This is a genomic window from Janibacter indicus (genome assembly GCF_900176385.1).
GTDB classification, from domain to species: domain Bacteria; phylum Actinomycetota; class Actinomycetes; order Actinomycetales; family Dermatophilaceae; genus Janibacter; species Janibacter indicus.
The window spans coordinates 192,839-205,857 of record NZ_FWXN01000006.1; the positions used below are offsets into that span (position 1 = coordinate 192,839).

A 13,019-nucleotide genomic window follows, 5' to 3' on the forward strand; every position below is an offset into this window, starting at 1 on the left:
GGATGTCAGGTCGTGTCCCGCCGCCGGGCCAGCCCGCGGCGCCCGAGCCGCCGTCGAAGGGGATCGAGGTGGGCTTGATCCCCTTCGTCGCCAGCATCGTCGGGGTGCTCCTCGTCATCGGCATCATCGGGGGCGTCCTGTGGGTCACCCGCGACGGCGAGGAGGTCAGCTCGTCCACGAGCACCGGGGCCGAGACCCCCGGCGGCGCCCTGTCGGGGCGGCCCACGCTCAAGGTGAGCGTCGAGGGCAACCAGCTCACGTGGACGATGGACTACGAGGGCCTGCGGGAGGGCGACTACTTCAGGATCAAGACCGGTGGTGCCCCCGACGCCATCACGGGAGATGGGACGCCGGTCCCACGTGGCCAGACGGAGTACGAGCAGACGATCTCCCCGGGGGTGCGGCAGTGTGGCATGGTGCAGGTCGTCCGGGGTGGCGGGACGCAGACCTCAGGGTGGTCGGCGGTCCAGTGCGAGGAGGCAGGTAGCTGATGAGTGACAGCGTCGTGACGGTGGACTTCTGCGGAGAGGTCCACGAGGCACCGCGGGAGGGGACGCTGACGATCGGCCGCGAGGGCGACGTCGAGATCGACGACAACCCCTTCCTCCACCGCCACTTCCTGCAGATCACCCACGAGGGCGGCTGGTGGTGGCTGACCAACATCGGCTCGACCCTCACGGCGACCGTCGCCGACAAGAAGGGCCTCTTCCAGGCCTGGCTCAACCCCGGCGCCCGCATCCCGCTCGCCTTCGAGCGGGTCACCGTGTGGTTCACCGCCGGACCGACGACCTACGACTTCGACGTCCTCGTCGGCAACCCCAGCTTCACGTCCGTCGACCACGAGGTGCTGCTGCCGCAGCAGGGCGGCGAGACCACCGTGGGGCGAGTCGCCTTCACCCCTGACCAGAAGCTGCTCGTCGTCGCGCTGTGCGAGGACTTCCTGCGTCGTGACGGCGCCGGCCAGGGGACGATCCCGTCCTCCGCCGTGGCCGCCGAGCGGCTGGGGTGGAAGGTCACGAAGTTCAACCGCAAGCTCGACAACGTCTGCCAGAAGCTCGCCGACGCCGGGATCCGCGGCCTGCACGGCGGCCCGGGCAAGCTCGCGAGCAACCGCAAGTCACGGCTCGTCGAGCACGCCCTGTCCACGCGCATGGTGACCGACGAGGACCTCGTCCTGCTCGACGACCCCGAGACAGTGGAGGGCTGAGCGCCGGATGAGCTCGCAGGGGGAGCAGAGCAGGGGCACCGGCAGACGTCGCCGTCCGGTGTGGCTGCGGGTCGTGTCCGGTGGCATCGTCTCGCTGCTGGTCGTCGTCGCGGCGATCTTCGCCACCCGATCCGACGGTCAGCCGGTGCACGACGTCGCGCTGACCGACGGTGGTCTGTGGGTCTCCGGCGGTCGGACCGGCTACTGGGGGCGGGTCAACACGGGCGCCCACCAGTTCGACCTCGTGCTGAGCGGCGCGGGTGACGCCGGGACCGGCGAGGACGTGCTGCGCGCCGACGTGCTCCAGGACGGCCGCAATGCCGTCGGGGTCACCGCCGACCGTCGCCTCATCGCCTTCGACACGCGGACGGGGGATCGGATCAAGGGCGAGGTGCAGGTGCCCGAACCCACCTCGGTGACCGGAGTCGACATCCACGAGCCCGACCGGGTCGCCCTCGGTGGTGACACCCTCGCGGTCGTCGACCACGACACCGGCCGGATCTGGGGCAAGCGCCTCGACCCCGCGGGCGGCACCCCGATCGCCGACCTGCTCGACACCGGCGAGCTCGACACGGTGGGCAAGCAGGCCGCGGTGACCGTCGACCTCGACGGCGACATCATGGCGGTCTCTGCCGACAGCGGCCGGGTCGTCGAGATCCCCGCGGAGGGTGACGGCTTCGGCCAGCCGATCCGCACCGACCTGGACTTCTCGGGCCGCGCTGCCGACATCACCGCCGTCGGCGACGAGTGGGTCGTCCTCGACCTCGAGACCGGAGAGGTGATGTCCGAGCACCTGCAGGACCCGCAGCCCATCGCGGGCAGCGGCCAGGACAACGCCGGCGAGGACCTGGCCATGGTCGCCCTGCAGCAGCCCGGGCCGGCGAGCGACGTCGTCGGCTACCAGACCCTCGAGCGGGCCGGCTACGCGCGCATCACCGAGGACAGCGACCACGACGGCGCCGACGTGGGCGTCGTGTCGGGCCTCGACGAGGGCGACGAGCGCCCGCAGGCGCAGTTCAACAAGATCTCCCGCCCGGTGATCAACGGCGACTGCCTCTACGCCGCGTGGGGGATGGGCGGCACGATCCTGTGGGGTCGAGCGTGCGGCCAGACCCAGGCGCAGACGAGCCAGCTGCCCGTCGCCGGCAACCTCACCCGTCGCAACGGCGTCGCCGTGCGGCACGACCGTGGCCAGCTCGTCCTCAACGACCTCGACACCGGCCGGGTCTACGACCTGACCCTGCCCGGTGACCTGCGCATCGACACCTGGCCCGGAGGCGCCCCGCGTGGCGACCCGGAGCGCTACGACCCCTCCGGGTGGGGCGACGACCCCAGCCCGAGCAGCACGACGAGCACCCGGCGACCCGGCAGCAGCCCGAGCACGTCGCGCACGAGCAGCCCCACGACATCGACGAAGACCGGATGAGGAAGCAGGAACGATGAGCGTCTCCCAGGAGCAGGCCAGCTGGTTCAGCCAGGCCTTCCAGCAGATGGTCGGCAACGTCGACCAGGTCGTCCTCGGCAAGCAGCACACCGTGCGGCTGGCCCTCACCTGCCTGCTCTCCGAGGGGCACCTGCTCCTCGAGGACTATCCCGGCACGGGCAAGACCCAGCTCGCCCGTGCCGTCGCGGGCACGGTCCAGGGCTCGTCGAGCCGGATCCAGTTCACCCCGGACCTGCTGCCCAGCGACGTCACCGGCGTGACGATCTACGACCAGCAGACCAAGAAGTTCGACTTCCACCGCGGCCCGGTCTTCGCGACCATCGTGCTCGCCGACGAGATCAACCGCGCCTCGCCCAAGACGCAGTCCGCGCTCCTCGAGGTCATGGAGGAGGGCCGGGTCACCGTCGACGGCACGACCCACGAGGTCGGCCGGCCCTTCATGGTCGTCGCCACGCAGAACCCCATCGAGCAGGCCGGGACCTACCGGCTACCCGAGGCGCAGCTCGACCGTTTCCTCATGAAGACCTCGCTCGGTTACCCCGACCACGAGGCGACCGTCGCGGTCCTCGCCGACGCGGCCCGCCGCGACCGTACCCAGGGTCTGCGGCCCGTCGTCACGGCCAAGGTCGTGCAGGACATGGCGGGCCTGGCCGACCAGGTGCACATCGACCCGGCGATCCTCGCCTACGTCTCGCGGATCGCCGAGGAGACCCGACGACACCGCAACATCCGCCTGGGCCTGTCGGTGCGTGGTTGTCTGGCCTTCGTGCGCTGTGCCAAGACCTGGGCCGCGAGCCAGGGCCGCACCCACGTGGTGCCCGACGACATCAAGGTCCTCGCGGAGCCCGTCATGACGCACCGGCTGCTGCTCACCGCCGAGGCCGAGTTCGCAGGCGTGCGCACGAGCGAGGTCATCGCCCAGATCCTCGGCGAGGTCGCCCCGCCGACCGAGCGGGTCGCCTGACCCACGAGGGACACCAGCGATGACGACAGGACTGCCCACACCCCCGCCGCAGGCCCCGCGCGGGCGCGGCCGGGTGCGCGAGGGCGGTGCCATGCCGGGCGGCACCCGGCAGGAGGACTCCCGTCTGGAGCAGATGGCGACCTCGGCCCGGCTGCGGTCGACGGGTACCAAGCGCACGGTGACCCTGCCCGGGGCCTCGGTCGTCAACGCCGGTCGCGGCGCGACCCGAGCCGTGCGGCGCGGCGTGACGGCGACGGACGAGCGGGTCCGGCGCCAGTGGTTCGGTGGGCGGCTCGACTGGATCACGCCTCTCGGCTGGACCCTCCTGGGCCTGTCCGTCGTGCTGTGGGTGCTCTCGGCCCTGCTCGGCTGGGCCGAGCCGGCGATCATCGCCGCGACGATGCTCGCGCTCGTCGTCGTGTGCGTCCTGCTGTCGATCGGGAGCCACCGGGCCGACGTCGAGCTCGTCGTCGAACCTCTGCGGGCGGAGATCGGGGACCTGGCGCAGGCCCACGTCGTGCTCACCAACTCGACGCGGCGCACGATGCTCCCTTCGCTCGTGCGGTTGCCCGTCGGTGACCACGAGGAGGTGCTGCCGGTCCCGCTCCTGCGCAAGGGGGCCAGCCACCGCACCGCCTTCCCCATCGCGACGCCGCGCCGCGGCGTCATCCCCGTCGGTCCGGCGACGACCGTGCAGGGCGACCCGCTGGGGATCACCCGCCGGACCGTGACCTTCGGCGGCGTGCAGCTCATGCACGTGCACCCGCGTCGGATCGCCCTCGAGTCCGGGGCCCACGGCCTCCTGCGCGACCTCGAGGGCGAGGTCACCCCCGAGCTGTCCATGGCCGACATCGACTTCCACGCGCTGCGCGAGTACGAGCCCGGCGACGACCGGCGCTACGTGCACTGGCGCTCCTCGGCCAAGCACGACCGTCTCCTCGTGCGCCAGTTCCAGGAGACCCGGCGCTCGCACCTCGGGATCGTCGTCGACACCGACCCCGCGATGTACCCCGGGGGCGAAGGGGACGTGGAGACGGCCATCGCCGCGGCGGCCTCGCTCATGGTCCAGTCGATCACCGACGAGCAGGAGGCCTCCGTCGTGTGCAACGACGGCTTCGCCTCCCGCACCACCGTCCCGCTCGTCCTCGACACGCTGACGACCGCAACCGTCGGCCGGGTCGACCTCGTGCGCTCCGCGCGGCTGCTCGTCCAGCAGGCGCCGGACTCCTCGGTCGCCGTCCTCGTCACCGGCCCGGGCCGGGCCTTCCTCGAGATCCAGCAGTGCCTCGGCGAGTTCGAGACCGAGGTGCACAAGGTGGCCGTCATCGTCGACTCCGCGGCCGACGCGAGCCTGCGACGCCTGCGGGGGCTGAGCATCGTGACCATCGGTGAGCTCACCGACCTGTCCACCGTCTCCGGGGGGCTGGTGCCGGCATGAGCGGCGGACGGACCACCGACGTCAACGTCATCGGGGCCCCCAAGGAGGGGATGATCAAGCCCCAGCTGACCGCCAAGGAGCAGGTCCGGGCGACGCTCGGCCGGATGCGTCCGGGGCCGGCGCACTGGGTCGACACCGTCTTCACCATCGCGGTCGTCGCCTGCGGGCTCGTCGGGCTGCGCACCGTCGTCTTCGGGTGGGAGTGGTGGCGCGCCGCCGCCGTCGGCGTCGTCCTCGGCCTCGTGCTCGGGCACATCCAGGGGACCTACCGCTGGCCGCTCGTCGCGACCACCGCGCTGGGCGCGGTCATGTACTTCCTCCTCGGCGGCCTCCTCGCGGTGCGCGACGACGTCAAGTGGGGCGTGCTGCCCACGGGGCAGACCTTCAAGGACCTGGCCGCAGGCCCGATCTCCGGCTGGATGGACCTGCTGACGCTCGTGCCACCCGTCGACGCGCGCGGGCACATCCTCGCCGTGCCGCTCTTCATCGCCCTCGTCGCCACGACGCTGACGTACGCGACCGCCCGCATCACCCGCTCCCGACTGCGGCTCGTCGCGACCCCCTTCGCCCTGCTCGCCGTGACCACTGCGCTCGGCACGACGGAGCCGGCCTCACTCCTCGTCCAGGGGCTGCTCCTCGCGCTGCTGCTCATCGGCTGGGTCGTCGCCCGCGACCACCTCGACCCCGACATCGGCATCGCCCGGCCGGGGATGCGCCGACCGGCTCTCTCGCGGGTCGTCTCCGGCACCCTGATCCTGCTCGTCGCGGCGCTCGTCGGCGGCACGCTCGGGCCCTACCTGCCCGGTCGCGACCACGAGGACGAGCGTCGGGTCGTGCGCACGGGCGTCGTGCCGGGCCACGACACGACGATCATGGCCTCGCCGCTCAGCCGCTTCCGCAACTTCACCGAGGACAGCCCCTCGCAGCTCTACAACCGCGAGATCCTCCGCGTCGAGGGGGTGCCCCGCAACACCCCGATGCGCCTGGCGACGCTCGACACCTGGGACGGCTCGACCTGGGGCATCGCCGGGCGCGGCGACACCCGGGCCGACGCCGGCCGCTCCTTCCAGCAGTTCGGGCGGCGTGTCGGCGTGCTCGCGAGCGGGCGCCCCACGCAGGTCAAGGTCACCGTGCCCGAGGAGGGCTACACGGGCGGCTGGCTGCTCACCTCGGGCCGGGTCGAGGGCATCGAGTTCCTCGGTGCCGCGCAGAAGCGCCTGCAGGACAAGGCCTGGCTCAACCTCAGCACCAACACCGTCCTCGTGCCGCCGGGGCTGCGCCCCGGCGACACCTACGAGGTGCGCACCGCGCTGCCGCCGGAGGGGTCCGGCGCCCTGCCCGAGAGCCTGCCCGTGTCGCGGGGCGACATGCCCATGACCGGCGACACCACCTTCGTCGATGCCCGGATCCAGGTGTGGAAGGGCGACTCGCAGGACCCGTGGCAGCAGTTCCGCCAGATCGCCACGACGATGCGCGAGGAGGGCACCTACACCGACGGCACCCCGGCCACCGGGTCGGAGGCACCGAGCGACAAGGAGCGGGCCGCGACCGCGCGGACCGCCCTGCTCTACCCGGCCGGTCACGGTCAAGGCCGCCTCGACCGCTTCCTCAACTCCGAGGTGCTCGCCGGCAACGACGAGCAGTACGCCGCGACCCTCGGCATCATCGGCAACCGCCTCGGCATCCCCACCCGCGTCGTCGTCGGCGCCACGGCGACCGACGACGGGCTCCTGCGCGGCCGTGACATCCACGCGTGGGTCGAGGTGCGGCTGCGCGACGGCAGCTGGTACCAGGTGCTGCCGCCGACCTTCGTCCCCGACCGGGCCGAGCAGGCCACCCCCGCCGACAACGAGCCCCAGGAGTGGGACAAGCCGGCGGCCGAGCCCCCGCCGCCCCCGCCGGAGGAGCCTGCCCCGCCGCCCGAGCCGGTCGTCGACTGGAGCTCGCCGTCGACCTGGCCGCTGTGGGCCCAGCTCCTCGCCGTCTTCGTCCTGCTGCCGCTGCTCGTGCTGCTGCTCACCCCGGTCGTCACCGCGGTCCGCCGCGCCGTGCGGCTGCGGCGGGGCACGCCGGACCAGCGGGTCGGTCGCGCGTGGAACGACCTGCTCGAGGAGGCCCGCGTCCTCGGGGTGCCGCTGCCGGCCGGTGGCACCCGCATGGAGCAGGCCCGGGCCCTCGGCCCGCAGGTCGACGCCGCACCCGCCGCGATGCGGGCCGACGCGCTCGTCTTCGGCCCCGCCCCAGCGGACCCGACGGCCGTGGGGCACTGGCAGGGTGAGCTGCGGCAGGTGCGGCGACGACTGCGGCGCACCGCCCCCTTCGGCAGTCGCGTGCGGGCGACCTTCGACCCCCGCTCCCTGCTGTCCCGCCACGAGGACATCGGGATGTACGACACGACCACCTCCACCCGTAAGGCGCTGAGATGAAGCTGATGTTCACCCTGCGAGGGTCGGGCAACGAGGACACCGACCTCGTCGCCACGGTCGACGGCCGCACGACCGTCGGCGACCTCGCCGAGCACCTGGTCCTGTCCGACCCGGAGCGGCAGCGCAGCGGCGGTGCGGCGCACGAGCGCTCGGACCTCGGCGAGCACACGCTCGCCCTCGTCGACGAGAACTACCGCGCGGTCGACCCCAACACCACGGTCCAGGAGTCGGGCCTGCGGTCCGGCGCGCACCTCACCGTCACCCGCCGCTCGTCGGGCTACAAGGACACCGAGGCCCCGATCGCCGTCGCCAAGGTCGTCGCCGGCCCGGACGCGGGCCGGGAGTACCAGCTGCAGCGAGGGACCTCGCACGTCGGCCGCGGACGCGACTGCGAGGTGCAGATCAACGACGCGTCCGTCTCGCGCAAGCACGCCAAGCTCCTCGTGGCCGACGTCGTCGAGGTGACCGACCTCGGCTCGTCCAACGGCGTCATCGTGGGTGACGAGCAGGTCGACCGGGCGATCCTGCGCGAGGGCGAGACCTTCACGATCGGCGACACGACCTTCGAGATCTCCGCCAAGACGCGGGCCGCAGGCGTGACGACGACCGACTCCGGCGACGTGGCCTTCACCCGGTCGCCGCGCATCGCGCCGATCTACCAGGGGCTGCAGTTCGAGGTGCCCGAGCTGCCCGAGCGCGGCAAGCCGCAGCGCATCCCGCTGGCGATGATGCTCGTGCCGGTCTTCATGGGCGCGACCCTCTTCGCCATCACCCGCTCGCGCTTCACGATCATGTTCATGCTCATGATGCCGATGATGATGCTCGCCAACACGTGGGAGTCCAAGCGGCGCGTGCGGCTGGACTTCGAGGAGGCGATGGAGGACTTCCGCGAGGACGTGGGCTACCTCGTCGAGGACATCGAGGTCGAGCTCGACCGCGAGCACGACATCCGGCGGCAGGAGCACCCGGCCGTCACCGACTTCGCCCGGGCGGTCGCCGTCCACCACCCGCTGATGTGGACCCGACGGCCCAACGACCCGGGCTTCCTCGAGTACCGGCTCGGTCTGGGCGTGCGCCCCAGCCGCAGCGAGATCAAGCTGCCCAAGATGGGACGCACCCGGGCCGAGGCCTGGCTCGAGGTCTCGCAGCTCATGCAGGGCCTGGGCGTCGTCGCCGACGTCCCGGTCACCGCGCACCCGCTGCTCGACGGCGCGATCGGCGTCTCCGGTCCGCGCGAGGCCGCGCTCGGGCTCGCCCGCTCGCTCGTCGTGCAGACGATGGCCGCGCACTCGCCGGCCGAGGTGGTCCTGTGCGCCCTGGCGTCGACGACCTCCGCGCGCGACTGGGACTGGCTCAAGTGGTCCCCGCACACCTCGTCCCCGCAGAGTCCGCTCGACGTGCAGCACACCGCGAGCTCCGGCCCGGGGTGCGCGGCGATCATGGAGCAGCTCGAGGGGCTCGTGGCCGCCGGCTCCGAGCGCGACAGCTCGACGCCGACGACCGGCCCGGCCGTCGTCGTGCTCGTCGAGAACGACGCCCCCGTGGAGCGGGCGCGCCTCGTCCAGCTCGCCGAGGCCGGGTGGCGCCACCGCATCGTCGTCATCTGGGTCGCCCCGGTGACCGAGCAACTGCCCGCCGCGTGCCGCACCTTCGTCGAGGTCGCCGAGGACGGCAGCTGCCAGGTCGGCTGGGTCGGACCGGCCCAGGTGGCCAGCGGGGTGCAGACCGACCTCATCCGGGTCGAGGATGCCGTCGCGGCAGCCCGCAACCTGGCCCCGATGACCGACTCCAGCGCGGTCTCCCAGGACGACTCCGACATCCCGCGCTCGGTCTCCTACCTGGCGCTCGTCGGCACCGAGATCGCCCACTCCGAGATGGCGGTCATCGAGCGGTGGAACGAGAACCGCTCGATCCTCACGGGGCGGCACGCTCCGCCCACCCCGAGCCGCAAGCCGGGCTCCCTTCGCGCCGTCATCGGGCAGTCCGCGATGGGCACGCACAGCGTCGACCTGCGCACCGACGGCCCGCACGCGCTCGTCGGTGGTACCACCGGCGCCGGCAAGTCCGAGCTGCTCCAGGCCTGGATCCTCGGCATGGCGACGGCCAACAGCCCGCAGCGGGTGACCTTCCTGCTCGTCGACTACAAGGGTGGTTCGGCCTTCCGCGACTGCGTCGAGCTGCCGCACACCGTCGGCATGGTCACCGACCTGTCGCCGCACCTCGTGCGGCGAGCGCTCGCGTCGCTGTCGGCGGAGCTGCACTACCGAGAGCACCTGCTGGCGCGCTTCAAGGCCAAGGACCTCGTCGAGCTCGAGCGCCGCGGTGAGGTCGAGGCACCACCGAGCCTGATCATCATCGTCGACGAGTTCGCCGCGCTCGTGCAGGAGGTGCCCGACTTCGTCGACGGCGTCGTCAACATCGCCCAGCGTGGCCGCTCGCTCGGCATCCACCTGATCCTCGCGACGCAGCGTCCCGCCGGCGTCATCAAGGACAACCTGCGCGCCAACACCAACCTGCGCATGGCCCTGCGCATGGCGGACGAGGACGACTCGTCCGACGTGCTCGGCACCAAGGACGCCGCCTACTTCGACCCGGGTCTGCCCGGGCGTGCGATGGCCAAGTCCGGTCCCGGACGTCTCGTGCCCTTCCAGACCGGCTACGCCGGTGGCTGGACGAGCAACACCCCACCCCCGCCGGACATGCTCGTCTCCACGCTCACCTTCGGTGCGCCCGTCACCTGGGAGCTGCCCGCCAAGCCGAAGGGGGACGAGGACGCCGACCTCGGCCCGACCGACATCCAGCGCGTCGTCGAGACGGTCGAGAAGGCTCGCGTCGAGTCGGAGATCCCCATCCCGCGCAAGCCGTGGCTGCCCGAGCTCGCCGAGGTCTACGACCTCGCGAAGCTGCCGACCGAGCGCCGCGACGACGAGCTGGTCATCGGCATCGCCGACAACCCCGAGAACCAGAGCCAGCCGACGATCTCCTTCCGCCCGGACGCCGAGGGCAACCTCGCGGTCTTCGGCGCGTCCGGGTCGGGCAAGAGCTCCTTCCTGCGGACGATCGCCATCGCGGCCGGCTTCACCGTGCGCGGTGGTCCCTGCCACGTCTACGGGCTCGACTTCGGCAACCGCGGTCTGGCCATGCTCGAGGAGCTGCCGCACGTCGGCAGCATCATCTCCGGCCAGGACGAGGAGCGCGTCAAGCGGCTCATCACGATGCTGCGGGAGATCATCGAGGAGCGGGCCGTGCGCTACTCCAAGGCCAATGCCACGACGATCACCCAGTACCGCCGGCTCACCGGCAACACCTCCGAGCCGCGGATCTTCGTGCTCGTCGACGGCCTGACCGCCTTCCGCAATGCCTACGAGTCGGCCGGCGCGCTGATGAAGTGGCTCGACGCCTTCACCTCGCTGCTCGCGGACGGCCGACCGGTCGGGGTGCACTTCGTCCTGTCGGTCGACGCCCGCAACGGCCTGCCGGTGTCGATGGGCTCGTCGGTGCAGTCGCGCTTCTCGCTGCGGATGGCGACCGAGGACGACTACTCCTTCCTCGGGCTGCCCACCGACGTGCTCACCCCCGACTCGCCGCCCGGGCGCGGTCTGTTCAAGAAGCGTGAGGTCCAGGTCGCCGTCCTCGGCGGCACGTCCGACGCGTCGGAGCAGTCCCGCATGGTGCGCGGCTTCGCCGAGACGATGGCCAAGTCCGGGGTGCCCAGGGCGCCCGAGGTCGCCTCGCTGCCCGAGATCGTGCCGGCGGCGGACCTGCCGGCGCAGGTCGACGAGCTGCCGGTCATCGCGATGAACTCCGACGACCTCGCACCGATGGCCATCGACCCACGCGGTGGCTTCGTCGTCACGGGTCCGCCCGGGAGCGGGCGGACCACGACGATGGTCCAGCTGGCCAAGGCCATCAAGCGGTGGCGGCCCAGCGCCCAGCTGCACCTCATCACGCTGCGGCGCAACTCCGAGCTGACCGCACTGCCGGAGTTCGATCGCACGGCCACACGCGAGGACGACATCAAGGAGCTGTGCGAGCTGCTCAAGGAGCGGGCGCTCGACGAGAGCTCGCCGCTTCAGGTGCTCATGGTCGAAAAGCTCGACGACCTGAACACCTCGCCCTACCAGAGCCCGCTGCAGGACGCGATCAAGCCACTCGTCGACAACGACCACTTCGTCGTGGCCGAGGCGGACCCGAGCGCCATGACCACGAGCATGGGTCTGCCGGGCCTGGTCAAGGCGGCACGCTCGGGGATGGCGCTGGCCCCCGACGGGTCCGAGTCCTCGATGATCTTCAAGACCAACTTCCCGCCGCTCGCGCGGGTCTTCATGCCCGAGGGGCGGGGGGTCCTGGTGCGCAAGGGCAAGGCGGAAATCGTCCAGATCGCGCGCCCGGAGATGGCCGTTCGATGACGAATGTCGTTGTGCGACAAGGCAATTGGCTTCTCCTCTGTTAGTTGGGGAGTGGGTGGGGAGTCCTCCCCATGTACCTCGCGGGCACGTTGTCCCTAGTGTTGACCTCAGTCGGGCAGGGGAACAGCAGCCCGCAGGGAACACAACAGACCAGCAGCAACACCTACACTCAGGAGGACAAGATGGCTTGGCTCGGAATGAACCTCGAGACCGTCAAGGGCGAGCTGCCGAAGTGGCAGAACCTCGCTGAGGAGCTCAACGGCGTCATCAACAACGTCAACACCCAGGTGCAGCAGGCCAACGAGGCCTGGAACGGCCCGGACTCGGAGAAGTTCGTCTCGGAGTGGGAGGGTCAGCACCGCCCGGCGCTCGAGAAGATCAAGGCCCTCATCGAGCAGCTCTGCGAGCAGCTCCAGAGCGACATCCAGCAGCAGGCCGAGGTCTCCGGCTCCTGAGCCGCGACCCAGACGACGACACACGAGACTTAAGGAGAGATTGACATGGGTGCAAACCTGACCGACGGAATGGACACTGGCAGGGTCAAGGAGGTCGCGGGTCAGCTCAACACCGAGGCCGGCCGCGTGGGCGAGATCAGCTCCAACGGCACCTCGCAGGCGGGCACGCTCAAGGAGAACTGGCTCGGCCCGGACTCCGAGCAGTTCGGTGACGCCTGGGGCGACGCCGCCAAGGCCCTCCAGCAGGCCCAGGACGCGCTGCAGGCCTACTCCAAGGCCGCCATCCAGCAGGCCGACCAGCAGGAGAAGGGCTCCGGCGCCTGATCCGGCTGGCACGTCGAGGGGGCGGATCCGACCACACGGTCGGGTCCGCCCCCTTCGTCATGCCGTGGGGTGCAGCAGCGCAGATCAGTCGTCGATGACGACGAGCACCTCGCCCTCCTGGACCACGTCGCCGGCGGCCACCTTGACCTCGAGGACGCGACCGGAGCGGTCCGCCAGGACCGGGATCTCCATCTTCATCGACTCGAGGAGCACGAGCTCGTCGCCCACGGCGACCTGCTGGTCGGCAGCGACCTGCACGGCGATGACATTGGCGACCAGCTCTGACTCGACTCTGTGACCCATGCCACTGAGGTTAGTCGGGCGGGGGTGTGGTGGACACCGCCGGTCCGTG

General features: G+C 71.5%; 10 protein-coding genes. 9 read left to right on the plus strand and 1 reads right to left on the minus strand.

All coding sequences use genetic code 11. The annotated features are described in order from the left end of the window. The first annotated feature begins 2 nt into the window (after positions 1-2). From B9B60_RS08965 to B9B60_RS09005, 9 genes are all read left to right on the plus strand, one after another. Positions 3-491, plus strand: a complete 489-nt coding sequence (locus B9B60_RS08965; RefSeq protein ID WP_084451030.1) for a hypothetical protein — start codon at positions 3-5, stop codon at positions 489-491. Then, positions 491-1,207: an FHA domain-containing protein gene (locus B9B60_RS08970; RefSeq protein WP_084451032.1), complete on the plus strand. Its 717-nt coding sequence runs from the start codon at positions 491-493 to the stop codon at positions 1,205-1,207. The genes B9B60_RS08965 and B9B60_RS08970 overlap by 1 nt, the downstream gene beginning before the upstream one ends. A gap of 7 nt (positions 1,208-1,214) precedes the next feature. Further along, the gene (locus B9B60_RS08975) at positions 1,215-2,633 is read left to right on the plus strand and encodes a PQQ-binding-like beta-propeller repeat protein (protein WP_143445512.1); all 1,419 of its coding nucleotides are present in this window, start codon (positions 1,215-1,217) and stop codon (positions 2,631-2,633) included. A gap of 13 nt (positions 2,634-2,646) precedes the next feature. Next, a complete protein-coding gene (locus tag B9B60_RS08980; RefSeq protein ID WP_072626016.1) occupies positions 2,647-3,615 on the plus strand; it encodes an AAA family ATPase in 969 nt (322 codons plus the stop codon). 19 nt (positions 3,616-3,634) lie between these two features. Further along, positions 3,635-5,053 carry a DUF58 domain-containing protein gene (locus B9B60_RS08985; protein WP_084451036.1) on the plus strand — a complete coding sequence of 473 codons (1,419 nt, stop codon included), beginning with the start codon at positions 3,635-3,637 and terminating at the stop codon, positions 5,051-5,053. Continuing rightward, entirely contained in the window at positions 5,050-7,479 is a 2,430-nt protein-coding gene (locus B9B60_RS08990; RefSeq protein ID WP_084451038.1) for a transglutaminase domain-containing protein, read from the plus strand. The genes B9B60_RS08985 and B9B60_RS08990 overlap by 4 nt, the downstream gene beginning before the upstream one ends. 5 nt (positions 7,480-7,484) lie before the next feature. Next, positions 7,485-11,888, plus strand: coding sequence for an FtsK/SpoIIIE domain-containing protein (locus B9B60_RS08995; RefSeq protein WP_143445513.1), 4,404 nt, complete (start codon positions 7,485-7,487; stop codon positions 11,886-11,888). Between the two features lie 182 nt (positions 11,889-12,070). Next, positions 12,071-12,343: a WXG100 family type VII secretion target gene (locus B9B60_RS09000; protein WP_159451182.1), complete on the plus strand. Its 273-nt coding sequence runs from the start codon at positions 12,071-12,073 to the stop codon at positions 12,341-12,343. Positions 12,344-12,388: 45 nt separating this feature from the next. Then, entirely contained in the window at positions 12,389-12,667 is a 279-nt protein-coding gene (locus B9B60_RS09005; RefSeq protein ID WP_143445515.1) for a hypothetical protein, read from the plus strand. An 84-nt stretch (positions 12,668-12,751) separates the two neighbouring features. Here the strand turns inward: B9B60_RS09005 and B9B60_RS09010 are convergent, their stop codons facing one another. Beyond that, on the minus strand, positions 12,752-12,970 hold the full coding sequence (locus B9B60_RS09010) for a biotin/lipoyl-binding carrier protein (protein WP_072626011.1): 219 nt from the start codon (positions 12,968-12,970) through the stop codon (positions 12,752-12,754). Positions 12,971-13,019: the final 49 nt, after the last annotated feature.